Origin of the sequence: Staphylococcus croceilyticus (assembly GCF_002902575.1) — a bacterium.
GTDB classification, from domain to species: domain Bacteria; phylum Bacillota; class Bacilli; order Staphylococcales; family Staphylococcaceae; genus Staphylococcus; species Staphylococcus croceilyticus.
The window spans coordinates 35234-59865 of sequence record NZ_PPRD01000008.1 but is presented as its reverse complement, the minus strand read 5'-3'; the positions used below and the strand labels follow the sequence as shown (position 1 = coordinate 59865).

The following is a 24632-nucleotide window of genomic DNA, read 5'->3' as shown; positions in this document are numbered from 1 at the left end:
ATTTTGTCTTAGCCTTCAAGCAAACCCGTTAAAAAGACGGTGGCTTTAGTTTTGGAATATAACTATCCCGCACCTACCAAAGTTAGGGATGGTTATTTTTTATGCTTAAAATTAAGAGTTTCTAGAATAAAGTTATGGTGGCCGGATAGGTTGGGTAAACAATTTATATATACTAACTGAACGGAGGAATAACTATGAAACGCTCGACAGAACTTGAAAAGACATTGAAGTCTTTAGATGGCCAAAAATATGGAGCGTATAAACGAACAAAAGGCACTTATGCTTTTGATCAATTTCGATTAGCCATAGATCACGTGCAAGTAGATCCTTTCGCACCGCCTTCAAAAATGCGTATTATTATTGATCGTAATATCGCGCAAATACCAGACAATTTACTAGATACGAAGGATAAACGCATCGCAGTAGCTGATTTTCTAACAAGAACATTTGCTAAGCAAGCTGCGAAATTTAATCATACGGTTAAAGGCGCTGGTAAAAACGGTAAAATCTTTATCGACCATTGTGGACAAGAAATTCTGGAACGTACTGCAGTTGTTATTAACGATAAAGATATCGAAGTCCGTATTGAAGTAGGTATGCCAGCTGCAGGGCGTAAGATTCTTGGAAAAGCAGCAGTGCATACTTTAATTCAAGGACTTCCAGCAATCGTTGACCACTCACTTATTTTCAAAAATATTAATCAACAAGTGCTTCAGAATCAAGTCACACTAAAACTGGATCAAACGTATATTAGAGAACAACTTGAACAACAAAACTTAGTTGCTTTTGTCGCCAATGATTCTATCTTACCTAGAAAAAGTGGTGTCTCTGATGCACCTATGAAAGATGCAATTAAGTTTACAAGTCCTGAATCAGTTGAAACTACATTTAACTTGCCTAGTGGTCGGGCAGTCTCAGGGATGGCTATTCCTGAAGGTATTACACTTATAGTCGGTGGTGGATATCATGGTAAATCGACACTACTTGAAGCCTTAGAGCGTGGTGTTTATAACCATATTCCTAACGATGGACGAGAGTTTGTCCTTACACGCCATGATGCTATGAAGATTCGCGCTGAAGATGGTCGTAGTATTCAAAATGTGAATATCAGTCCGTTTATCGATAACTTGCCCGGTAAGAAAGATACGACTCACTTCTCAACAGAGAATGCAAGTGGCAGTACGTCTCAAGCAACGAATGTGATGGAAGCGTTAGAAGCGCAAACGTCTACATTATTAATTGATGAAGACACATCTGCTACTAACTTTATGATTCGCGATGGCCGTATGCAGAAGTTAATTGCGCCTGACAAAGAGCCGATTACGCCATTTTCAAGTAAAGTTAAACCACTTTATGACGATTACAACGTTTCTACTATTCTCATTGTTGGTGGTTCTGGCGATTACTTTGATGTGGCAGACCATGTCTTGATGATGGATGAATATCATTTGAAAGATGTGACGTCCGAGGCTAAAACAATTGCTGATGAAGATGGATATCAGCGTGGCGTTGAGTCAAATGCTCACTTTGGTGACATCCCAGCTCGTGTGCCTTTAGGTGCTTCATTTTCTAAAAAGGGAAAAGATGATCGTTTGAAAGCGAAAGGTTTGCATACGATTATTTATGGTAAAGAGAGCATCGATATTTCTGGTTTAGAGCAACTGATTGATGATAGTCAGACAAACGCGCTCACGGTAATGTTTGATTACTTTAGACGTCACCTGATAGATGAGCATACCAATCTTATTGATGCTGCCAATCGCATGTACGCATTGATTGAAAAGGAAGGCCTTGAAGCGGTATCGCACTTTGAGGGACACCCAGGCAACTTAGCTTTACCACGCAAACAAGAATTCATTGGCACATTGAATCGTTATCGTGGATTAAAAATTAAATGATTATTGTATAGGAAAAGCGTATTGTGAGACATGAGTAACCATGTCACAATACGCTTTCTTTTCATATTACACTAAAATATATAAAGAATGATATTTTATGCAGAATAAAAGTTGCTTTCTCAAAGTGTGAATATTTATGAGTTTTAATGTATATGGTTGTGGATACCTTCAGCTGCACGGATACCACTAAAGATACAACCGCCTAGGAAAGTACCTTCAAGCGCGCGGTAACCATGAACGCCACCGCCACCAAAGCCTGACGCTTCTCCGGCAGCATATAAACCTGAAATAGGTTGCATGTCATGATTAAGGGCTTGACCATCAAGATTTGTTTGAATACCGCCAAGTGTTTTACGACTGATAATATTCAATTTAACGGCGATTAGTTTGCCATTTTTACCACTTAAAATTTTATGAGGTTTTGCGGTACGTACCAATTTATCACCTAAGAATTGACGAGCGTTATGAATAAATGAAATTTGAGGATCTTTACTGAATTTATTATCAATTTGTAAGTCTCTGGCTTTAATTTCGTGTTTAATTGCTTCGTAATCTAATAAATCGTCACCTGTAAGGTCATTCATTTTCCTAACAAGCGTACCTAAATCATCAGCCATTACGAAATCTGGCCCTTTAGTCATAAATGCTTCTACAGGAGAAGTCGCTTTACTACCTAAACGCTCTTGAATCAGCAACTTAATATCTTTATCAGTCAAATCTGGATTCTGTTCAGAGCCTGATAACACAAATTCTTTCTTAATAATATCTTCCGTTAAGATAAACCATGAGTAATCATAACCCGTCTTCATAATGGTTTCTAATGTATGCAACGTATCGAAGCCTGGATAATCAGGCGCGTCCATACGACGTCCTGTCGCATCAAACCACATTGACGATGGACCAGGAATAATACGAATACCATGATTCGACCAGATTGGACTATGGTTCTGAATACCTTCCGTATAGTGCCACATGCGGTCTTTATTTACGACATTCGCGCCAGCATCTTCTGTAATCTGAATGAGGCGACCATCTGTAGAATCTGGCACGCCTTGAATCATTGTTTGAGGCGGAGTGCCTAAACGTTTTGGCCAATATTTACGAATTAACGGCATATTTGCGCCAATACCGCCAGAAGTGATTAACAATTCATCTACTGGATAGTTAAATGTATCGATGACTGTGCGCGATGACTTTTCTCCACGTTCAACGTCGCTAGGTTCTAAGATATTTCCCGCTACATGCGTCACTTGATTGTGCTCAATGCCAACTTCAGTTACTTGATGGCGTGGTAAGAATTCAAATTGACCTTCTTGTTCTTTTTGGAAAATGTATTGCACAAATGGTTCCACAAGTCCTGGACCAGTACCCCAAGTAATGTGGAAACGTGGTACAGAGTTACCGTGACCTGAAGCTGATGCACCACCGCGTTCAGCCCAACCTAAAATAGGTGTTAAACGTACGCCCATCTCTTTTAAATATTGTTCCTTTTCAAAAGTCGCAAAGCGGACATACGCTTCAGCCCATTGTTTCGCCCAATAGTCTTCATCATCGGGACGGTCAAATTGCGCTGAACCTAGCCAGTCGTTTAATGCTAATTCATAAGAATCTTTAACCCCTAGACGTTGTTGAATCTTAGAATTCACTAGGAATAATCCACCAAATGACCAATACGCTTGTCCACCAATTGCTTGGCGTGGCTCTTGGTCTAACATGGTAACGTGATACCCTTTCTTCAATAACTCTGTAGCAGCCACAAGACCACTTAGCCCGGCGCCAATTACAAAAATCTTTTTATTCATATTAAACTCCTTAAAAATTCGTAATTTAAATGCATTCATCATATTTTATCAAGGAATAGAAAGAAGAGAAAATGAAAATGGAGTTTTTAGAGTTATAGCTAAATTTAAAAAATAGTTTTTAATTCATGAGAAACTTTAAGTTTTATATTTAATTTTAGATTTCACTTTAAAAAATTAATTGATTTTACGAATTTTATACCTTATATTAAGTGTAATATTATTCTTGAAGGAGACCTTTTGATGAAAGAATATGTAAAAGGTTTAAAAACTTCTATTTTAGAAGGTATTGTACATGGTTACAAAGATTATATTCACGTTAGAACAAAAGCACATCGAACTATGGAAATTAGCGAAGCCTATGCATATGTCAGATCTAATCATATTGAACATCAAGTAGCTATGCATATAAAAGAATATATGGAGTTTCAAAAAAGTAATGCTGGGCCTTCTTGGAAGTATTTAAAATTTTCAGGTAGTGGGTTATCAAATAATCAACCACTTTCTTTTATATTGAAAAATGAAAAATATTTTAACGCTGAAGCGGTAACACTAGGCAAAAATGCTTTTAACAAAAAAGGGGAAAAGGAAAAAGAGTATTTGAGAGAACTTATTTCAAAGAACCAAAATATAGATTTTGATAAACTTCAGATTGAATACCAAAATCCACATCAAATGGATTGGGATGATTACTTATCAAATCCTAATCAAAATGCTACTAAACAAAAAAATGAGGGTATTTTCAATATTATTACTTACAATATTGATGCTAATACTAAAATGATTAATTCCGTAAAAATATGGACGCCTAATCCTATGAATAATAAAGCTATAATGATGGAAGATTTATCAGAAGAAGTTATGAGAATTATTGCACACGAAGAAGATTATTTAATTGAAAATGAAGAGTTTAAAGAGTTTCAAACTATTAATGATACTGAAGTTCAAATTGTTGATCCAGAAAAAGAATTTGGTTTCGTATTCGAAACAGAAGAAATAGAAAAAACTAATTAATGGTTTAGAAGAAAGGTGTCCCAAATGTTTATAGGAAGAAACCTTGAAAGTATAAGAATACTTAAAGGTATGAGTAGAAAAGAACTAAGTAAGGAATTAAATATTAGTGAACAAGCCATATGGCAATATGAAACTAAAAATATGGTTCCAGAAATTAATAAAATTTATGAACTAGCAAATTTATTTCAAGTGAAAACGGCATATTTTATTGAAAATCAGCCTAAAGAATTTGGTAGAACAAGTCTTAATAAGACTTCACTTGCTTTTCGTGCAATTAATTATAAAGCATCGACGAAGACTCTTGAAAAACAATTTTGGCAAGCTAATTATCTTACTAATCTCACTGATTATTTCTTTAAATTTGTGCAAAGCCCGCCAGTTAGTATTCTAAAGCTAGTAAAAAAAATTGAAGATGAATTTGAAAAAGATTTAAAAAAATCCGAATTTATTAAAGCTGCAGCAAGGTTGGCACGTAAACAACTTATGAATGGTGAAGATAATAGATATTTATTATTTAATTTAGAAAAAAGTGGAGTAATAATTTACGATAAAAAAATTGATAGAAATGCGGAGGCTTTTAGTTTTTGGTCAATAGATAATACTCCTTTTATCATATTAGGTAACAATAAAGGAATCGCAGTCAGAAGAAATTTTGATATTGGACATGAATTAGGACATATTTTATTACATCGTCATATTGAATTTAGTAATTTAGAGCCAGAAGATTATAAAAAAATTGAAAAAGAAGCTAATGAATTTTCTGGAGAATTCTTACTTCCTGAAAAACAATTTATAGAAGAGTTTAATAAAATAACAAAAAAGTCAAATCCAGATTACTTAGTAACATTAAAAGAAAAATGGCTAGTTTCAATTCAAACTATAGCTATTAGAGCTTATAAATTAGGGTTACTAACTAGAAGCCAATATAATTATTTATGGGCTAACCTCAATAAAAAAGGCTACAAATATGAAGAACCTTTAGATAAAGAACTGATTATTTCTAAACCGGTTAAAATGAATAGTTTACTTGATTTTTTATTTAAAAAAGAAATGCTTACTCCTCATTTATTATTAGAAGACTTGAAGGTAAACTCAGAATTTTTATATGAAATTGCTGGAATTGATTCAAGAATATTTGATAAATATATGGAAAAAGAAAAAGAGAAACAAAATGGCGAAATCATAAATTTATTTAAGAATAATTATTATTAAGCTAAATGATTGGATATTTACGGGTATATACTTATATCAATCATTCTAAAAGGGGTGGATTATAGTGGCATCATTAGAAGTATTAAACCCAGCGACAAATGAAGTAATTGAAACGTTAGAATACACAGACGAAGCAACGGCGAAACAACAAATTGAGAAGGCACATGAAGCTTTTAAATCTTGGAGAGAAGTAGACGCACATGAACGTGCTGATAAATTATATAAATGGTTCTCACTCATTAATGAACATAAAGATGAATTAGCCGAACTAATTACTAAAGAAGGCGGTAAACCATTAAAAGAAGCTCTAGGTGAAGTAGACTATGCCAATTCATATGTATCTTGGTATGCCGAAGAAGCGAAACGTATCTACGGACGTACGATTCCTGCCAATACGCCTGATAAAAATATCATTGTAAAGAAATTTCCAGTAGGTGTAGTAGGCGCGATTACGCCATGGAACTTCCCAGCAGCGATGATTACACGTAAGATTGCGCCAGCGTTAGCTGCAGGTTGTACGATTGTATGTAAACCAGCCACACAAACACCATTAACTACCATTCGTTTAATCGAACTTGCTCACGAAGCGGGTATCCCTGAAGACGCGGTGCAATACGTAGTAATGTCTGGTAAAGATGCGGGAGAGCTTTTCACGAAACATCCAATCATGCAGAAAGTCACATTTACTGGCTCAACTGATGTGGGTAAGAAATTGATTGCGCAGGCTGCAGAATCTGTTGAAAATGTAACAATGGAACTAGGCGGACTAGCACCATTAATCGTTCACGAAGATGCTGATATTGAATATGCAGTAGATCAAACAATTGCTTCTAAATTCCGTAATGCAGGTCAAACTTGTATCTGCGCAAACCGAGTTTATGTGCACGAAGCGGTTGAAGAAGACTTTGTCGAAAAACTTACTCAAAAAGTCCATAATTTAAAAGTGGGTAACGGTATGGACGAAGGCGTTACAATCGGCCCGCTTATCAATAAAGATGGCGTAGAAAAAGTAGTAAACCAATTGAAAGATGCAGAATCTAAAGGTGCGAAATTATCTCGATCATTAGAGGATGCGCAAGAACTTGGTGGTAATTTCTTGAAACCTGTTGTCGTATCAAATGCGAACCAAGACATGTTAGCAATGCAAGAAGAAACATTTGGGCCTATCGTACCTATCGCAACATACTCTGACTTAGAAGATGCGATTCTAATGGCGAACGATACGCAATTTGGCTTAGCTGCTTACTTCTTTACAAATGATTATCGCACAGGCTTCCACTTATACAATTCACTTGATTATGGCGTTATCGGTTGGAATGATGGTGGACCATCAGCAGCACATGCGCCATTTGGTGGTATGAAAGAAAGTGGATACGGCCGTGAAGGTGGCACAGAAGGTATCGAACCTTACTTAGAAACGAAATATTTATCAATTGGTAATATGTAATCTAAGAAGCTCGCTTCTCCTCTTACGAGAAGCGAGCTTTTTAATTATCTAAAAAAATTATTGTGAATTAATTATTTTTGTTTAAAATTACTATGAAAATATTTGTGAAATCGTTTACACAAAACCTTTTCAGTGAAAAAATAAGAAAGAGATACATAAATACAGAGGCTGCGATTAAAAGAACCTATGTACTGGGAAACGGATTAACGGCTTCCCAAAAGCAGGATTCTCGGCAGAGGCCGTCACGACTCGACAAAATTTGAGAAACAATTTTGCTCATCGTTCGGTTCTGCTCAAATCCTAAACGCTTTTGTCCAGGCCTCGCTTAAACTTAGGAGGATGTTAAAAATGGGTGAATCAATTCCAAATAAAATGAAAGTAGCATTAATGCATGAACCATATGATATTGAAATTATTGAAAGAGACGTACCTAAAGTAGGACCTAAAGATGTCTTAATCAAAATGATGGCAGTCGGCGTTTGTGGTTCAGACGTACACTATTATGCACATGGCCGTGTAGGTGAATTCGTAGTTGAAAAACCAATCGTTCTAGGACATGAATGTGCAGGTATGGTTGCACAAGTTGGGGATGAAGTCACAGACTTTAAAGTAGGCGATCGCGTAGCAATTGAGCCAGGCGAACCTTGTCGTGAATGTGAATACTGTAAATCAGGTAAATATAACTTATGTCCTCATATGGAATTTATGGCGACACCTCCATATGATGGTGCGTTCTGTGAATACGTAAGTCATCCAGCAGATTTCATTTATCACTTACCAGATTCAGTGACTTATGAGCAAGCGACATTAGTTGAGCCATTCTCAGTAGGTTTACAAGCATGTAAACGTGCAGATATTAAACCAGGATCAACAGTTGTTATCATGGGTATGGGTCCTGTAGGCTTAATGGCAGTTGTAGCTGCAAAAGCATATGGCGCTACAAACATCATTGTTTCAGACTTAGAAGACAATCGTTTAGAAGCTGCAAAACGTTTAGGTGCAACGACAGCAATTAACATTAAAAATGAAGATGTATTAGAACGTATTAATGAATTAACAGATGGTAAAGGCGTGAACTATGCGATTGAAACTGCAGGTAATCCTATCGCTTTAAGAAATGCGCTTGATTCATTAAAAGATGGCGGTACATTAGCAATTGTTGGTTTACCTCAAGAAGATATGAATGAAATCAACGTACCATTCATCGCTAACCATGAAATCAATATTGTAGGTGTCTTCAGATACGCAAATACGTACCCACAAGGTATTCAAATCTTGAGTACAACAGATGCAGACCTTGATTCATTATTCACACATCAATTCGAGCTTGATGATACAAAACAAGCAATGGAATTAACACGTACTAGTAAAGGTGATGCCTTGAAAGTGATGGTTTATCCTAATGGGTTTTTAGATAAATAAAAGATAATAATTTAAAATAAAGTTAAATGAAATCGGGCCAAGACGTAAACGTTATGGTCCGATTTTTTGATTATCTAAGCAATTGTAAATACTTAAATTAAACAACTTTCAGAAATGAAAGAAGCGACTTTCAAATGTAAGATTAGATAAATGCACCTGAATATTTAACCTCCTACCATAAAAGGTAAGGAGGTCATGTTATGAATCAAAAACGTATTATCGGGTTAGATATTATTCGAGGACTTGCGATTGCTATTGTTCTCTTTGCAAATGTAAGAGAGATTATGCCTATTGTAGAGGGAGAGAAACAACCTCATTTCACACAAATAGATCACTTTATTAAACAATTCTTTGCGATGTTTATAGACATGCGTTTTATTACATTATTTACTTTATTGTTTGGTATCGGCATGGGCATTTTTATGAATAATGCACGAAAAAAAGATTTATCACCCATTAAATTAATGTTCCGTCGACTCATCTTCTTGTTTGTAGTAGGTATTCCAGGATTAATCTTAATATTGCCGTACGCGCAATACGCTATCTATGGATGTATTCTGATGTTCCTATTTTTACTACCTAAAGCACGCTATACATTATGGATTTCAACGTTGCTACTTATAGCGAATATAGCGATGACAATATGGACGCCTCAAAATAATAATGTTGATGTTATGTTTTTAGGTGTCATGGCATTTGGCTTATATTTATCACAAAGTGGTATTATTTATAGATTTAAAGAGTACAAGAAATTCTTAATAAGTACGTTAGCTATAAGTTGCATGATCATTATAGGCGCCTTAGTATTAAAACAATTGGACTCACATTTTGCTTGGTATAGTGTTGAAGATATGGTGACGCCTTTCCAAAGTATCATTTACTTTATTCTGCTACTCTTTATTACTGATCGAAAAAGTGTTCAACGCATCATGACACCTTTTGAAAAATTAGGAAAAACAGCATTTACAAATTTCTTAGCTCAAATGATATTCTTAGATTTATTCTTAACTTTCGTATTCCCTTATCCACATCCTACACCATTACAAGCCATTTATATTGGTATACCTATTCTAGTAGTATTCATTCTACTAACATATTGGTGGCTAGCACGCTATCGCCAAGGACCACTTGAAACATTATGGCGTAAATGGATATATAAAAACGTATCAAAGAAATGATAATAATAATGAAATATATAACGGTTAACAATGGTGAGTTAACCGTTTTTCGTTGTAAAAAATTAATTTTACACATAAATCATGTTTAAAAATGTCTTTAACGTAAATAATAAATAATGTAAGAGAAATGATAAGAATTCTCAATCGGAGGGATTTTTAATTATGACTAAAGAAATTCAATCAAATGGCGTTACAGTAGAAGTTCCAGAAATAATCGAATCAGCAGTCGCTTTAGAATATTCATTTGTAGAAGCATTAGCGAAATTAAATATTAATGTAACTGGTATCGCAGACGACAATAATGAAAGTAATTTAGATTCATCAATTAAAGATTCAATTGGTAACTACACTTCAGTAGGTACACGTTTAGAACCCGACACTGAAGCAATCAAAAAAGCAGAACCTCAAATCATCTTAGCGGATAAACATAGACATGAAAAAATCTTTGATCAATTAAACCAAATCGCACCTACTGTCTTACTAGAAAGCTTCGATGCAAACTATGAACAAAGTGTTGATGTATTCAAACAAATCGCTGAAATTGCATCAGAAGAAGACAAAGGGCGTGAAGTTGTAGAACAACACGACAAAAAAGTGGAAGACTTAAGCAAAGACGTAACAATCGATAAAGACAAATCAACAATTGCAGCTGTACCAACTAAAGAAGGCTTATATGTACATGCATCTGATTCTTATGTAGGTCAATTCTTAAATAAAGTTGGCTTTAATAGCTCTATTTCTGAAAATGATGAAAATCAATTACCAGATTATATGGGCGCTGACTACTTAAAAGTTGAAACAGATAAACTTTCAAGCTTTAATCCAGAACGTATCTTTATCATGGTCGACAATGACAATCAAACAGACTATGACAACTTAAAAGAATCTGATGCTTGGAAACAAGTAGAAGCGGTTAAACACAATCGTATTCACGAAGTTAACCGTGAACGTTGGGCAAAATATCGTGGCTTAATCGCTTCAGAATTAATTTTAGAAGATATTACAAAAGTTGAAGAATAAAATGTTTGAAACAACATAAATTGTATAATAATAAAAAGGGTAGCGGAGCTTCGCAATAGTGAAGCTTTAGCTACCTTTTTTGTTGAATCATAACTTGAATATGGAAAGTTGAATAATTAGTAAAATGTCTACTTAAAATTAGAAAAGAGTTCATTTTAAGTAGACATATATTTACATTTTGAGTATGCGGGCAGTGTTAAATGTTATTTTTGAGTTTCTAAGAATTTTTCAGCTACAGCTTTACCAGATTGTGGGTTTTGGCCTGTAATAATACGACCATCTGCTACTGCAAATTCAGACCAATTGTCACCTTGTTTGTAGTTAGCACCACGGTTTTTAAGTTCATCTTCCGTAAGGTATGGCACTTTATCTGCTAAGCCAACTTCTTGTTCTTCACTATTAGAAAAACCTGTGACGGTTTTACCATCAATAATATTGCGTCCTTCGTTGTCTTTAACATTTAATAAACCGATAGCGCCATGGCAAACAGAAGATACAATACCATTGTTTTCGTAGATTTCTTGCGTTAATTTTTGTAAATCTTCATTGTCTTTAAAATCCCAAATTGTACCGTGTCCACCAGCGTAATAAATGATATCATAATTTTCAGCCTTTACTGCATCTGGTGTTAACGTATGACCAAGACGTGTCATGAAATCTCTATTTTGATAATATTTCCAGTCTAAATCTGTCATTACATCTTCTTGTAAACTTTGTGGATCAATCGCTGTATAGCCACCTTCAGGACTTATATAATCTACTTTATAACCATTTTTATATAATACATCTGCGAAATGCACTGCTTCGCCAAACCATAAGCCAGTTGGACGATTCATATCTGGATATTTCGAAACACTCGTAACTACAACTAACGCTTTTTTCGTACTCATAAATTAGCCTCCTAATACCATGTGTTATCTATTTAAATACCCTTTATAAAAATTAAAGAAACTGTGCTTAAGTATAAATTAATTTTTAAGACTACCCGCAGTATTACTTTTTAAAATAAAGAAGTAGTTTTACGTGAAACATCATTAACTCAAAAGGGTATATAGTATGAGAAAGAGTAAATTCAATTATACTTACAAAATAATTGAACGACTTAATAGAAGGGAGCCCACATCATGGCACAAAACAACGGCAAATTAAAATGGTCGAGCTTAATTATGGGAACGTTGCTCCTCATAGTAGCAATTATTATATTTAGCTATCCTGTAAAAAACTTTTATACATTAACTTGGTTAATCGGTTTGTTTATTTTTATTAATGGTATGATTCAACTGTTATTCCGACGTGCAACGAAAGCGTTAGCTGGAGGTAATACAGGTCTAATCATCATTATTGGTATTATTGATATCATTTTTGGGTTATTAGTAATGTTTAACGTAGGCGCAAGTTCTGACTTTTTCGTTTTCATGTTTGCAATGTGGTTTATCGTAAGTTCAATCATTGGTTTATTTACAATCTCTCATAAAAACCGCTTACGATTTTTATCTATTATAGTAAATATACTAGGTCTTATTTTAGGAATTATCCTATTATTTAACCCAATGATGGGCATGATTTTTGTATCATTAATGATTGCCTTCACGTTCGCTATATTAGGCGTCACATATATTATCGACGGCTTAGCTTAGTAAAGTCTAGAAAGCTATTTTCTCACAAGTTGAGGAAATAGCTTTTTTATTTCAATTAGATTGCTGTAATACTCTTGTTTTTTAAAAATGAATTTAAAAATAATAAGTATTAAAATGATAATTAAATAAAACAAATTTCAGGAGGAGATACTTTGACTTACAATTTTGATGAAGTTATAGAGCGTCGCTATACCAATGCTATGAATGTGGAAGGTTACAAAGGTTATTTATTTGGAGACGCTGACGTTTCAGATATAGCAGATAATGATGAATTAATTCGCATGTGGGTTGCTGATATGGACTTCGCTACACCAGAGGTAGTCTTAGATGCTATACGTGATAGACTTGATAAAAAAATTCTAGGTTACACAAATATCTTTGGCTCAGAATATTACGAAGCTTTCGTTTCATGGACTGAACGACGTTTTGGTTATACTTTTCCTCAAGAACAACTCGTCTTCTCTCACGGTATTGTGGCCGGCATCATAGAATTAGTAAGTTATATTTGCGATGAGGATGACAAAGCGTTAATCCTTACACCAAGTTATGGTCCATTTAAAATGGCATGCGATAAAAATAATGTTTCGCCCGTTTATTCACCACTTATTAACAACAACGGTTATTACGAAATCGACTTTGAAGATGTCCGCAAAAAAGTAGAAACAGAAAATATAAAATTGTGTATCTTCGCTAATCCTCATAACCCAACAGGCCGAGTGTGGTCAGAAGATGAGTTAAAACAATTAGGAGAAATTATGCAAGACAACGATGTGTGGGTAATTTCAGATGAGATTCATTGTGATATTAAACGCACTGGCCAAACGCATATTCCATTTGCTAAAGCTGTGCCAAATTACGATAAGATTATTACCACAATGTCCCAAAGTAAAGCCTTCAACATCGCAGGACTCATGTTCTCAAACATTATCATTCCTAATAGAAGATTATTGAAGACATGGAAGTTACGCCACTTTAGCTCCGAGAATCCATTAAGCATCGTTGCAACCCAAGCTGCTTATGAAAAGGGCGAAGACTGGTTGGAAGCAATGAATCATTATTTAGATGACAATTTTAAATATTTAGCAGAATTCTTAGAAAATGAACTCCCACATGCAGAATTTAAAATACCAGAAGCAACCTACCTAGCGTGGGTAGATTTAAGCTATTACATCAACCAAAAAGAAATCGACGAACCAATAGCTAAATACTTTATCAAGCATGCAGGCGTCATCATTGAAGGAGAAGAACAATTTGTTCATAATGCAGAAGGTCATATCAGAATTAATATCGCCATCCCACGAGAAATTATGAAAAAAGGTCTACGAAAAATTAAAGAAGCATTAGTATAAATAGAGGAGAAATTATGACAATTATTCAACCATCAAAAATTGGAAAAACTCCATTTCAACAGTTATTAGGTCATCAGTCTGAATTAATGTCTTCATGGACACAACTTAGTGATTTATGAGAAAATGAGGGTGCGTTAAGTAAAGAATTGAAAGAAGAAATAAGAAGAATGTTAGCACAAAAAAATGGGTGCAAATACTGTAAAGCTAAAGGTCAACCTACCGGTAATCTTAAAGATGAAAAATCTTCTATCTGCATCGGTTTTACCGAAGTATTTATTAAAATGGGCGATCAAATTCCGGATAATATTATTCAGGTGCTTAAAGAAGGATTAACAGACCAAGAAATTGTAGAACTTGTAGCATTTATTACATTTACTAACGCTCAACAAAATTTTGGTGCAATCATGAATTTAGAACCAATTGACTAACAATAATTAAAATGTAGACCCCCAGCACTCTAAATGAGTCTGGGGGTTTTACTATAATCATTATTTTGTAGTAGATTTTCTACGGAATACTAAGAATGAACCTGTTGCTAATAATACAGCCGCGATAGTTGTTACTAATCCGCTATTTGAAGTTTCACCAGTTTCTGGTAAAGCTTTAGTTGAGGTAGCTTGGCTAGTTGAATGGTTAATATCTTGAGAAGTCTGAGAAGTTGTAGTTGAGTTATCTTGTGATGATTGAGCATTAGAAGTAGTATTAGCATTTGTTTGTTGAGAAGTATTTGTAGTTGTTTGATTATCATGTAGTGAAACTTGCGTGTTTTCACCATTTTGTTGGTTATTAGAGTTAGCATCATTTTGGCCTAACGCGCCTTGTTGTAAAACATTGCCAAAGCCATCGTAAATTGTTCCAGTAGATTTGTTTACGTATAAATAAGTTGGGCCATTATCACCTACTTGGCCAAAACCAATAGCATACGAATTTTCTACAGGAGAAAAAGTTTCTTGTTGTGAGTAAGAGACAACTCCAGATTCTGGCATTTTATGATAATTATCAGAGTTTTGGATATAGCTTGCTACTTCATCTTCAGCTTGATGTGAAGAAATTTGACTAGCTGCTTGTGCATGTCCTGTTCCTGCGAATAATAATGTTCCTGCTAAAGCACTAGTTGCTAAAATACCTACTTTTTTCATCATTAAAAACCCCTTTATATATATTATGAATACGACTTCATTATAAAAAATGGGGTTAGACGCTTTATGTCTATTTTAAAGATAATTTTATGAAAAATAGTTGTTCTACATTTTCCTAAAAAGGTTTATTATAAAAATGATTGGATAACTATAACTACATGAAAGCAATTTAGCGTATTTAGGAAGTTGGTGGAAAATTGGCAAGAACTTCAAAAAAGCAATATTTATTAGAATGTGCAGCGTCTATTGTAAATGAGCAAGGCGCAGATTATTTAACGTTAGATGCCGTAGCTAAGAAAGCCGGCGTTAGTAAAGGTGGGTTATTGTACCACTTCAAGTCCAAAGATGGTTTAATACAAGAATTAGTGAATTACGCTAATGAATTATATAAAAGTAATGTCAATCAACATATAAATGGAAATCAAGCGGTGAAAGGTCAATGGCTAAACGCATTTATTGAAGCAACACGAGAACACCGTACAGAAAATGCCCCAATTACATCTGGCATGTTAGCTGCCCAAGGCTCTAATAGAAATTTACTTGTACCCTTAAGAGAGTCTTATCAAGGTTGGCAACAACATATCGAACAAGATGGCTTAGATAAAGCGGATGCCACAATTATTCGCTTAGCTGTGGATGGCTTGTGGTTATCAGAAATATTTGGTATTAGTGCCATTGATGAAGATATGCGCGAAGAAGTACTTAACCGCTTAAAAGAATATATTAAAGAAAAAAGTTAAAAATTCTATAGCCTTAGAGCCAAGTAGTGTATAGCGCATTACTTGGCTCTATTTTTATATATAGGTGTTGAAACTAAACCGACCAGTTGGTATAGTAACTAACGTAATAAATAAATCAACCGAGGTGATAACGATGCAAAAAGTTGTATTAACAGCAGCGATTACAGGCGCAGGAGATACAATTGAAAAGAATGAAAATGTACCAGTTACACCACAAGAAATAGCTGACTCAGCTATAAAATGTGCGAAAGCAGGAGCAACAGTAGCTCATATTCATGTGAGAGACCCTAAGACAGGGGCTGTCAGTCATGATCCAGAACTTTATGCAGAAACAGTAAGATTAATAAGAGAAGCAGATGAAGATATTATCATTAACATCACATCAGGCGGTGGAGGAGACTTCATGCCAAGTAAAGAACACCCAGAAACAGGCGGTGAAGGTACTTGGATTCAAACTCCTGAAGAACGCCATCGTCCAGTTAGGGATTCACTTCCAGAAATGTGCACATTAGATTGTGGCAGCGCAAACATGGGAGATTCAATTTATATAAGTCCAGCTGCATGGCTTAGAGAACAAGCGCAAATGGTTAAAGACGCAGGCGTTAAACCAGAATTAGAATGTTTCGATACAGGTCATGTCAGCTTTGCGAAACAACTTGTGGAAGAAGGCTTAATCGATGGCGACCCAATGTTCCAATTCTGTTTAGGTATTCCTTGGGGCGCAGAGAACGACCCTGAAACAATTGATTATCTTAAATCACGTATTCCAGAGAACGCACATTGGTCAGCATTTGGTATCGGAAAAATGCAATTACCAACAGTAAAAGAAGTCGCAAAACGTGGCGGTAATATTCGCGTTGGTTTAGAAGACAATATTTATATTTCTAAAGGTGTTAAAGCAACAAATGAAGCACTTGTAGAAGAAGCTAAAAAAATATTAGCTGAATTAGATATTGAACCGTTAACACCAGCAGAAGCAAGAGAAAAATTTAATTTAAGAAATCCAAAAGGAGGCCAATAATGAAGTTCGCAGTTGTTGGAACAGGCGTCATTGGTAGTGGCTGGATAACTAGAATGTTAGCGCACGGCCATGAAGTCATCGCTACAGATCCAAGTGAAGGCGCTTATGAAAGAATGTTAGCGCAAGTTAAACAAAATTGGCCATATGCCGAAGAAATGGGCTTAGCAGAGAATGCGTCACTTGATAATCTGACTTTCACGCCAAACTTAGAAGAAGCGGTTAAAGAAGCAGATCATATCCAAGAAAATGTTCCAGAAGTAGAAGAAATTAAAGACGCAGTATTAAAAGAAATTGATTTCTACGCTAAAGCGGATGCCACAATTGGCTCAAGTACTTCTGGCATTATGCCTACAGAGCTACAACAGAATTTATCACATCCAGAACGCCTTGTTGTAGCGCATCCATTCCACCCAGTCTACATTTTACCGTTAGTTGAAATTGTAGGCGGCGAACAAACTTCTGAAGAAACGACACTTAAAGCTGAAAAAATCTACGAAGATATTGGCATGGATGTTTTACATGTGAGACATGAAGTTGAAGGACACATTGCTGACCGTCTTATGGAAGCACTTTGGCGTGAAGCATTGCATATCGTCAATGATGGTATTGCAACTACTGAAGAAGTCGACAAAGCATTTACACATGCTGCCGGCTTACGTTATGCACAATATGGTCCGTTCATGACCTTCCACTTAGCTGGTGGTGAAGGCGGCATGCGTCACATGTTAAAACAATTTGGTCCAGCATTGAAGAAACCATGGACTAAATTAGTCGCACCAGAGCTTACAGATGATTTATATGAAAAGGTAGTAAGCGGTAGTGAGGCATCATCACAAGGTTACACTATGTCAGAACTCGACCAAAAACGTAATGAATTTTTAATTAAAGTTAAAAAATTAGCTGAAGAATATTGGCCAGAAGAAACTGCCGGTATGAAGAAAGCTAATCAGGTGTTATAAGATGAATCAATTATATTTTTATAATACAGAAGTAAAAACTGAGTGGGTCGATTACAACGGACATATGAATGATGCCGAATATAATCGTGTATTCAGTGATGCCACAGATGATTGGCTCGCATATATTGGTTTAGATGTAGATGCGATAAAAACGCTAAATTACACAATATTCACGTTGGAGAACCATGTCACATTTTTAAAAGAAATGAAAGAACATGATGAGATAACAGTCAATGTTTATCTTTATGATTATGACAGTAAACGATTACACGTATTTATGGAAATGTATGACTCTAATCAACAATTAGCTGCAACGTATGAAGTTATGTTAATGGGAATGGATACTCAGTCTGAGCGTCCAGCACCGTTCCCAACTTCTATCGCTGACAATGTGACACGTTACTTTGAGGATTATTCATTATCTGATGTGCCTAAGCAGTTAGGTCATCAAATCGGAATTACACGACGCTCATAAACTAGCAATCTTATAAACTACTCATAGTATTTATTGACAAAAGAAAGCAAAGATTTAAAGGACTTTATGTGCCTTGTTGTTACTTAGTTAGCTTTGTATAACATCCACATTTAGTCCTTATTTTTTGAATAACTATTAATCTCAAAGAAAGGAATGGACAAATGTTAAGTATTAAAAACTTATCGAAAGTCTATGCAGGTGGAAAGAAAGCCGTAGACAATATGAATATCGATATTGAGTCAGGAGACTTTGTCGCATTCATCGGTACAAGTGGTAGTGGGAAAACGACAGCGCTACGTATGATTAACCGTATGATTGAAGCGACAGAAGGTGAAATTACAATTGATGGTAAAAATATTCGTCAAATGAATCCAGTTGAATTACGTCGTAGCATTGGTTACGTGATCCAACAAATTGGCTTAATGCCACATATGACAGTCAAAGACAATATTGTATTAGTACCTAAACTATTAAAATGGTCACAATCTAAGAAAGACGAGAAAGCGAAAGAGTTAATTAAATTAGCGGATTTACCAGAAGAGTATTTAGATCGATATCCTTCTGAATTATCTGGCGGTCAACAACAACGTATTGGCGTTGTACGTGCGTTAGCCGCTGAACAAGATATTATCTTAATGGATGAACCGTTTGGCGCACTTGACCCAATCACACGCGATACACTTCAAGATTTAGTTAAGAAGTTACAGAAACAATTAGGTAAAACATTTATCTTCGTTACTCATGATATGGATGAAGCGATTAAGTTAGCAGATAAAATTTGTATTATGACGAATGGTAAAGTGGTTCAATATGATTCACCAGACAATATTTTAAGAAATCCAGCTAATGACTTCGTACGTGATTTTATCGGTCAAAACCGTCTTATACAAGATCGTCCGAATATCCGTACAGTTGAAGATGCAATGGTACAACCTGTCACAGTTCATGTTAATCAATCATTAAATGACGCAGTTAAAATTATGCGTGAACGTAGAGTAGATACAATCTTCGTAGTAAACGATGAAAATCACTTGCTAGGTTATCTAGATATTGAAGATATTAATCAAGGTCTACGTCGTCAGCAAGAATTAATCGATACGATGCAACGCGATATCTATAGCGTAAGAATTGATAGTAAATTACAAGATTCTGTACGTACAATTCTGAAACGTAATGTAAGAAACGTACCAGTCGTAGACAGTGACAACCGTACACTTGTTGGTTTAGTTGTCAGAGCAAACTTAGTAGATATTGTTTATGACAGTATTTGGGGAGAAGAAGATGAAACGACGGCGACTTCAGAAAATGGCATTATAGAACCTGAATCTTTAGGAGCTGAACAACAATGATGCAATTTTTAACTGAGAACGCAGGTGCATTATTTTCTAAAACGTTAGAACATCTTTATATTTCTGTCGTTTCACTCTTAATTGCGATTATTATCGCTGTACCTTTAGGTATTCTATTATCAAAAACAAAGCGTCTTTCTAAAATTGCATTAACGATTGCTGGCATACTACAAACGATTCCCACACTAGCCGTATTAGCTTTAATGATTCCATTATTTGGTGTCGGAAAGGTACCAGCGATTATAGCTTTATTCTTATATGTATTATTACCTATTTTAAATAATACGGTTATTGGCGTTCAAAATATTGATGGTAATGTGAGAGAAGCAGGACGTAGTATGGGAATGACAGGTTTCCAACTTATGAAAGATGTAGAGTTACCGTTAGCCTTACCGATGATTTTAGGCGGTGTTCGCTTATCATCTGTTTACGTTATCAGTTGGGCAACACTAGCAAGTTACGTAGGTGCAGGCGGTCTTGGTGACTTTATCTTTAATGGTTTAAGTTTATATGAACCTGCCATGATAATTATAGGTACGATTTTAGTTACAGCGCTCGCACTAATTGTAGATTTCGGCTTATCACTTATTGAAAAATGGGTAGTCCCTAAAGGACTTAAAGTTTCCAGATAATAAATGAAGGAGGACATTATGAAAAATTATAAAAAGTATATCGTAGTTTTAATATTGTCTCTAACTGTGTTATCTGGATGTAATTTACCTGGTTTGAAAAACAGTAATTCAGATGACGAAGTTAGAATTACAAGTTTAGGCACAAGTGAATCACAAATCATCTCACACATGCTGAGATTACTGATTGAACATGACACGAACGGTAAAATTGAACCTACCCTTATTAACAATCTAGGCTCAAGTGTCATTCAACACAACGCCCTCACAAGTGGCGAAGCGAATATGTCGGGTACACGTTATACAGGTACAGATTTAACGGGTGCCTTGGGTGAAGATCCAATTAAAGATCCTGACAAAGCAATGAAAGCAACGAAAAAAGGTTTTAAAGATAAATATGACCAAACATTCTTTAACTCATATGGTTTTGCTAATACGTATGCGCTTATGGTAACGAAAGAAACAGCGAAAAAATATAATTTAGAAACAGTTTCAGATTTGAAAAAACATGCGAAAGACTTAAGAATTGGCATGGATAGTGCGTGGATGAATCGTAAAGGTGACGGTTATCCAGGTTTCAAGAAAGAATACGGCTTCGACTTCGGTACAGTTCGTCCTATGCAAATTGGTTTAGTTTATGACGCTTTAAATTCTGGCCAATTAGACGTAGCAGTAGGTTATTCAACAGACGGACGTATCGCAGCATATGACTTAAAAGTCTTAAAAGATGACCGTAAATTCTTCCCACCATATGATGCCAGTCCATTAGCTTCAGATGAATTATTAAAAGACAAACCTGAACTAAAACCAATTATCAAGAAATTAGAAGGTAAAATTTCAACCGAACAAATGCAAAAATTAAACTATTTAGCAGATGGTAAAGGTCAAGAACCTGCGACAGTTGCAGAAGACTTCTTGAAGGAACATAACTATTTTGATGATGAAGATAACAAACAGAAAGGTGGTCAAAAATAATGGAAGGTAATTTATTACAACAATTAGTGAATTATTATCAAACAAACTTTGGCTACCTTTGGGAATTATTCGTTAATCATCTTCTCATGTCAGTTTATGGCGTGTTATTTGCCGCATTAATAGGTATTCCTTTAGGCATCTTAATCGCGCGTTTCGGTAAATTATCAGGTGTCATTATTACGCTTGCCAATATCATTCAAACAGTACCTGTCATTGCGATGTTGGCAATCTTAATGCTTGGTATCGGTTTAGGTATGAATACCGTTATCTTCACCGTCTTCCTTTATGCTTTATTACCAATCATTAAAAACACTTATACGGGTATTACAGGAGTAGACGCTAATATTAAAGATGCTGGTAAAGGTATGGGTATGACACGTAACCAAGTCTTAAGAATGATTGAATTACCATTATCACTATCAGTTATCATTGGCGGTATTCGTATCGCACTAGTTGTAGCTATTGGTGTCGTAGCAGTCGGTTCATTTATCGGTGCGCCAACATTAGGTGACATCGTTATTCGTGGTACTAACGCAACAGATGGCACACTATTTATCCTTGCTGGTGCGCTTCCTATCGTCGTAATTGTTGTATTAATCGACATTCTATTACGCTTACTTGAGAAAAAGTTAGACCCAGCAACATAGTAATGAATGATTAGGAGGAATCCTCACATGGCATTAATTGAATTGAACTATTTATCAACAACAATTGGTAAACATCAAACATTAAACGTTATCTTACCCGAAGATGAAAGCTTTTTTAAAAAAGATGAAACGGCAAAACCTTTAAAATCAATGTTAGTGTTACACGGTTTATCAAGTGATACACATTCGTATAAGCGTTATACAAGCATTGAACGCTATGCGAATGAACATCAACTTGCTATTATTATGCCAGATGCAGATCATAGTTTTTATACGAATATGGCTTACGGTCATAGTTACTATGACTATGTAATGGAAGTGTATGATTATGTGCATCAAATCTTCCCGTTATCTAAAGCTAGAAAGGACAACTTCATCGCTGGACATTCCATGGGAGGCTACGGGACTACTAAATATGCCTTAACGCAAAGCCAACGTTTCTCTAAAGCAGCCATATTATCTGCACCATTCGATATTACAATGCTTAAAGACTATGAATACTATGATTTCTCACCAGAGTCCGTTCTCGGTGAAAATAAAGACGTCAAAGGCACAGACTTCGACCCATATTATTTAGTAGATCAAGCAGTTAATAACAAACAAGATTTACCTGAACTACTGATTATGTGTGGCACAGAAGATGAACTATACCCTCAAAACTTAGAATTTATTAAATACCTTGATGAAAAAGGCATTCAATATAACTTTAAAGAAAGCCCAGGCATTCATGACTATGCATACTGGGACAAAGCTATAAAAGAAACTATCGAACAATTTACTGAAGAATAGAGTATTGAAATAAACTTGGTTATTAAAAAAGAGAAACTTGGGACAGAACTGCTTACAAAGACGAACACTTTGTGAGCAGTTTTTTTATATTTCAAGAATAGAAGAAAAGGTCGAAAATATAGTGAAAATAAGCGCTAATGCACGCAATTTTAAGTTTATCTAAAAGTGTAATAATTGTTCACTTACGTTTATTTGAAAATATAAAAATATAACTCTAAGATATAATTGAAAGGGTGTAAAAACGCTTACACCAAAACAGGGGAATTATGTTCAAAGTAAATAATTTTTAGGGATGAAATAACAACTACAAAGGTGAAAGGGGTAGCAAGTGATGTCTAAATCATATGATTTAATTATTATTGGTGCAGGTCCTGGAGGATATGCAGCAGCAATTAGAGCAGCCCAATTAGGTAAACATGTCGCTATTATTGAGAAGCAACATGTGGGAGGAGTCTGTCTCAACGTAGGATGCATACCGGCCAAGCTATTTTTAGAATATGGCGCTAAAGTAAGAGATATCCATTCTGCAAACAGTTGGGGGATTAAAACAAATAATATAGACATTGATTTAACAGGCTTAGTGCAACGTAAAGATCAAGTCGTAAAGACAGTGACGGATGATGTCCGAGACGCATTATCGCACCATAAAGTTGATTTGATTAAAGGGGAAGCAGAAGTACTCGAAGATTTGAAAGTCCAAGTCAATGACACCATCTATACGGCGAAAGATATTATCTTAGCCACGGGAACGAAGCCATTCGTGCCACCCATCGAAGGCGTAGATCAAGCACACTATGAAACTGCGGACACATTTTTCAATATGAAAGAATTGCCGAAACAACTTGTGATTATTGGTGGCGGCGTTATTGCCTCGGAAATAGCTTCTGCAATGGCTGATTTAGGTGTCGACGTTACTATTTTGGAAAAGGGCGACAGCATTTTATCTAGCGAAATTAAAGAAATACGTGAACATCTCACATCCTATTTAAAACAACAAGGCGTCAATATCATCACCAATTCAGAAACGAAAAAAATTAATGCAAGCACTTTAGAAATAGATGGAAAAGATGGTCCAAGAGAACTACCGTATGAAACATTACTCTTTGCCACAGGACGACAACCCAATGTACATGTCGCTAAAGCACTTCAATTGGAACAAGACGGCAAATTTTTGCAAGTCAATGAACATTATGAAACGAGTTATAAACACGTTTATGCGATTGGCGATTTAGTACCAGGCTATCAATTAGCCCACACAGCAAGTGCACATGGTAAATATGTTGCTGAAAAGATTGCCGATAAAAATCCAGAACCCATCTATCAAGAAAATATACCAAGATGTATCTATACAAGATTAGAATCAGCTTCAGTAGGTTTGTCAGAAATACAAGCGCAAGAGGCGGGTTATGACGTTGAAGTAACTACTGCTAATTTTCAAAAGAACCCTAAAGCAATATTAAAAGGAGAAACACAAGGATTTATCAAAATTGTTGCCAATAAACAAGACGGCAAAATATTAGGTGGATTTATCGTTGGCCCGCATGCCACAGATTTAATTAGTGAAATCTTAGGGGTTAAAGCTTCGGGCGGTACATTAAACGATATCTCTCAAATTATACAACCACATCCTTCTCTATCAGAAGCACTAGGTGAAAGTGCAAACGCATCTTTTAGAAAAGCAATATATATTTAAATAACAAATAATTGATTATTATTTTGCAAGCTCCTAGCAAAATACATCGGAAATCCATACTTTTTGGTAATTTAGCACTTAGTTTACAAATTACACAAAAAGAAATATAATATATTAAACTAGTATTCCTAACATGGCTAAAGAAACTAGAGTTTTTGTTGTGTCACTTATGTAATCTGTTAATTAGCTTAGCGAAGATGAGACAAAATAAAATGTCTCAGCTTTCTTTATCATTATGGC

Annotated in this window: 23 protein-coding genes; 20 read left to right on the top strand and 3 right to left on the bottom strand. The window is 35.3% G+C overall.

Annotation, left to right across the window (positions count from 1 at the left end):
* Positions 1 to 194 precede the first annotated feature (194 nt).
* Entirely contained in the window at positions 195 to 1898 is a 1704-nt protein-coding gene (locus CD128_RS01740) for an ABC-ATPase domain-containing protein (RefSeq protein ID WP_103328371.1), read from the top strand.
* Positions 1899 to 2041: 143 nt separating this feature from the next.
* Here CD128_RS01740 and CD128_RS01735 read toward each other — a convergent pair whose 3' ends face one another.
* A complete protein-coding gene (locus tag CD128_RS01735) occupies positions 2042 to 3700 on the bottom strand; it encodes an FAD-binding dehydrogenase (RefSeq protein ID WP_103328370.1) in 1659 nt (552 codons plus the stop codon).
* Between the two features lie 240 nt (positions 3701 to 3940).
* Here CD128_RS01735 and CD128_RS01730 point away from each other — a divergent pair, with 240 nt between their 5' ends.
* From CD128_RS01730 to CD128_RS01705, 6 genes are all read left to right on the top strand, one after another.
* Entirely contained in the window at positions 3941 to 4711 is a 771-nt protein-coding gene (locus CD128_RS01730) for a spr1630 family ClpXP-sensitive toxin (RefSeq protein WP_103328369.1), read from the top strand.
* Positions 4712 to 4735: 24 nt separating this feature from the next.
* A complete protein-coding gene (locus CD128_RS01725; RefSeq protein ID WP_103328368.1) occupies positions 4736 to 5923 on the top strand; it encodes a spr1629 family repressor/antitoxin in 1188 nt (395 codons plus the stop codon).
* Positions 5924 to 5987: 64 nt separating this feature from the next.
* Positions 5988 to 7370, top strand: a complete 1383-nt coding sequence (locus CD128_RS01720) for an NAD-dependent succinate-semialdehyde dehydrogenase (protein ID WP_103328367.1) — start codon at positions 5988 to 5990, stop codon at positions 7368 to 7370.
* Positions 7371 to 7718: 348 nt separating this feature from the next.
* On the top strand, positions 7719 to 8792 hold the full coding sequence (locus CD128_RS01715) for an NAD(P)-dependent alcohol dehydrogenase (RefSeq protein WP_103328366.1): 1074 nt from the start codon (positions 7719 to 7721) through the stop codon (positions 8790 to 8792).
* A 200-nt stretch (positions 8793 to 8992) separates the two neighbouring features.
* Positions 8993 to 9970 (top strand): DUF418 domain-containing protein, encoded by a 978-nt coding sequence (locus CD128_RS01710; protein WP_103328365.1) that lies wholly within the window; start codon positions 8993 to 8995, stop codon positions 9968 to 9970.
* Positions 9971 to 10132: 162 nt separating this feature from the next.
* Positions 10133 to 10990, top strand: coding sequence for an ABC transporter substrate-binding protein (locus CD128_RS01705; RefSeq protein WP_103328364.1), 858 nt, complete (start codon positions 10133 to 10135; stop codon positions 10988 to 10990).
* A gap of 203 nt (positions 10991 to 11193) precedes the next feature.
* On the opposite strand, the gene CD128_RS01700 is transcribed toward CD128_RS01705, so the two are convergent.
* Entirely contained in the window at positions 11194 to 11880 is a 687-nt protein-coding gene (locus CD128_RS01700; protein ID WP_103328363.1) for a type 1 glutamine amidotransferase domain-containing protein, read from the bottom strand.
* Between the two features lie 234 nt (positions 11881 to 12114).
* On the opposite strand from CD128_RS01700, the gene CD128_RS01695 reads away from it, so the two are divergent.
* From CD128_RS01695 to CD128_RS01685, 3 genes are all read left to right on the top strand, one after another.
* On the top strand, positions 12115 to 12627 hold the full coding sequence (locus tag CD128_RS01695) for a DUF308 domain-containing protein (RefSeq protein ID WP_103328362.1): 513 nt from the start codon (positions 12115 to 12117) through the stop codon (positions 12625 to 12627).
* A gap of 152 nt (positions 12628 to 12779) precedes the next feature.
* The gene (locus CD128_RS01690) at positions 12780 to 13976 is read left to right on the top strand and encodes a 3M3SH-releasing C-S lyase (protein ID WP_103328361.1); all 1197 of its coding nucleotides are present in this window, start codon (positions 12780 to 12782) and stop codon (positions 13974 to 13976) included.
* Positions 13977 to 14122: 146 nt separating this feature from the next.
* On the top strand, positions 14123 to 14404 hold the full coding sequence (locus tag CD128_RS01685) for a carboxymuconolactone decarboxylase family protein (protein WP_231917241.1): 282 nt from the start codon (positions 14123 to 14125) through the stop codon (positions 14402 to 14404).
* Between the two features lie 60 nt (positions 14405 to 14464).
* On the opposite strand, the gene CD128_RS01680 is transcribed toward CD128_RS01685, so the two are convergent.
* Positions 14465 to 15118 (bottom strand): LPXTG cell wall anchor domain-containing protein, encoded by a 654-nt coding sequence (locus tag CD128_RS01680; protein ID WP_103328360.1) that lies wholly within the window; start codon positions 15116 to 15118, stop codon positions 14465 to 14467.
* A gap of 194 nt (positions 15119 to 15312) precedes the next feature.
* Between CD128_RS01680 and CD128_RS01675 the strand changes: the two genes are divergently transcribed.
* The 10 genes from CD128_RS01675 (at position 15313) to lpdA (ending at position 24392) form a co-directional block, all read left to right on the top strand.
* Positions 15313 to 15855: a TetR/AcrR family transcriptional regulator gene (locus CD128_RS01675; RefSeq protein ID WP_103328359.1), complete on the top strand. Its 543-nt coding sequence runs from the start codon at positions 15313 to 15315 to the stop codon at positions 15853 to 15855.
* Between the two features lie 133 nt (positions 15856 to 15988).
* On the top strand, positions 15989 to 16876 hold the full coding sequence (locus CD128_RS01670; protein WP_167797471.1) for a beta-keto acid cleavage family enzyme: 888 nt from the start codon (positions 15989 to 15991) through the stop codon (positions 16874 to 16876).
* Complete coding sequence (locus CD128_RS01665) at positions 16876 to 17835, top strand: 3-hydroxyacyl-CoA dehydrogenase NAD-binding domain-containing protein (RefSeq protein WP_103328357.1); 960 nt, start codon at positions 16876 to 16878, stop codon at positions 17833 to 17835. The genes CD128_RS01670 and CD128_RS01665 overlap by 1 nt, the downstream gene beginning before the upstream one ends.
* Before the next feature lies 1 nt (position 17836).
* Entirely contained in the window at positions 17837 to 18310 is a 474-nt protein-coding gene (locus CD128_RS01660; RefSeq protein WP_103328356.1) for a thioesterase family protein, read from the top strand.
* A 161-nt stretch (positions 18311 to 18471) separates the two neighbouring features.
* Complete coding sequence (locus CD128_RS01655) at positions 18472 to 19659, top strand: betaine/proline/choline family ABC transporter ATP-binding protein (protein ID WP_103328355.1); 1188 nt, start codon at positions 18472 to 18474, stop codon at positions 19657 to 19659.
* Complete coding sequence (locus CD128_RS01650) at positions 19656 to 20291, top strand: ABC transporter permease (RefSeq protein ID WP_103328354.1); 636 nt, start codon at positions 19656 to 19658, stop codon at positions 20289 to 20291. Before CD128_RS01655 ends, CD128_RS01650 begins: the two co-directional genes overlap by 4 nt.
* A gap of 18 nt (positions 20292 to 20309) precedes the next feature.
* Positions 20310 to 21263, top strand: coding sequence for an osmoprotectant ABC transporter substrate-binding protein (locus CD128_RS01645; protein WP_103328353.1), 954 nt, complete (start codon positions 20310 to 20312; stop codon positions 21261 to 21263).
* Complete coding sequence (locus CD128_RS01640; protein WP_103328352.1) at positions 21263 to 21910, top strand: ABC transporter permease; 648 nt, start codon at positions 21263 to 21265, stop codon at positions 21908 to 21910. Before CD128_RS01645 ends, CD128_RS01640 begins: the two co-directional genes overlap by 1 nt.
* 27 nt (positions 21911 to 21937) lie before the next feature.
* Positions 21938 to 22699: an alpha/beta hydrolase gene (locus tag CD128_RS01635; protein WP_103328351.1), complete on the top strand. Its 762-nt coding sequence runs from the start codon at positions 21938 to 21940 to the stop codon at positions 22697 to 22699.
* A gap of 331 nt (positions 22700 to 23030) precedes the next feature.
* Positions 23031 to 24392 (top strand): dihydrolipoyl dehydrogenase, encoded by a 1362-nt coding sequence (gene lpdA / locus CD128_RS01630; protein WP_103328350.1) that lies wholly within the window; start codon positions 23031 to 23033, stop codon positions 24390 to 24392.
* The last annotated feature ends 240 nt before the right edge of the window (positions 24393 to 24632 follow it).

Coding starts and splice junctions, on each gene's coding strand:
- CD128_RS01740 (WP_103328371.1), top strand. CDS start 195: ATGAAACGCTCGACAGAACTTGAAAAGACATTGAAGTCTTTAGATGGC.
- CD128_RS01735 (WP_103328370.1), bottom strand. CDS start 3,700: ATGAATAAAAAGATTTTTGTAATTGGCGCCGGGCTAAGTGGTCTTGTG.
- CD128_RS01730 (WP_103328369.1), top strand. CDS start 3,941: ATGAAAGAATATGTAAAAGGTTTAAAAACTTCTATTTTAGAAGGTATT.
- CD128_RS01725 (WP_103328368.1), top strand. CDS start 4,736: ATGTTTATAGGAAGAAACCTTGAAAGTATAAGAATACTTAAAGGTATG.
- CD128_RS01715 (WP_103328366.1), top strand. CDS start 7,719: ATGGGTGAATCAATTCCAAATAAAATGAAAGTAGCATTAATGCATGAA.
- CD128_RS01710 (WP_103328365.1), top strand. CDS start 8,993: ATGAATCAAAAACGTATTATCGGGTTAGATATTATTCGAGGACTTGCG.
- CD128_RS01705 (WP_103328364.1), top strand. CDS start 10,133: ATGACTAAAGAAATTCAATCAAATGGCGTTACAGTAGAAGTTCCAGAA.
- CD128_RS01700 (WP_103328363.1), bottom strand. CDS start 11,880: ATGAGTACGAAAAAAGCGTTAGTTGTAGTTACGAGTGTTTCGAAATAT.
- CD128_RS01695 (WP_103328362.1), top strand. CDS start 12,115: ATGGCACAAAACAACGGCAAATTAAAATGGTCGAGCTTAATTATGGGA.
- CD128_RS01680 (WP_103328360.1), bottom strand. CDS start 15,118: ATGATGAAAAAAGTAGGTATTTTAGCAACTAGTGCTTTAGCAGGAACA.
- CD128_RS01670 (WP_167797471.1), top strand. CDS start 15,989: ATGCAAAAAGTTGTATTAACAGCAGCGATTACAGGCGCAGGAGATACA.
- CD128_RS01665 (WP_103328357.1), top strand. CDS start 16,876: ATGAAGTTCGCAGTTGTTGGAACAGGCGTCATTGGTAGTGGCTGGATA.
- CD128_RS01660 (WP_103328356.1), top strand. CDS start 17,837: ATGAATCAATTATATTTTTATAATACAGAAGTAAAAACTGAGTGGGTC.
- CD128_RS01655 (WP_103328355.1), top strand. CDS start 18,472: ATGTTAAGTATTAAAAACTTATCGAAAGTCTATGCAGGTGGAAAGAAA.
- CD128_RS01650 (WP_103328354.1), top strand. CDS start 19,656: ATGATGCAATTTTTAACTGAGAACGCAGGTGCATTATTTTCTAAAACG.
- CD128_RS01645 (WP_103328353.1), top strand. CDS start 20,310: ATGAAAAATTATAAAAAGTATATCGTAGTTTTAATATTGTCTCTAACT.
- CD128_RS01640 (WP_103328352.1), top strand. CDS start 21,263: ATGGAAGGTAATTTATTACAACAATTAGTGAATTATTATCAAACAAAC.
- CD128_RS01635 (WP_103328351.1), top strand. CDS start 21,938: ATGGCATTAATTGAATTGAACTATTTATCAACAACAATTGGTAAACAT.
- lpdA (WP_103328350.1), top strand. CDS start 23,031: ATGTCTAAATCATATGATTTAATTATTATTGGTGCAGGTCCTGGAGGA.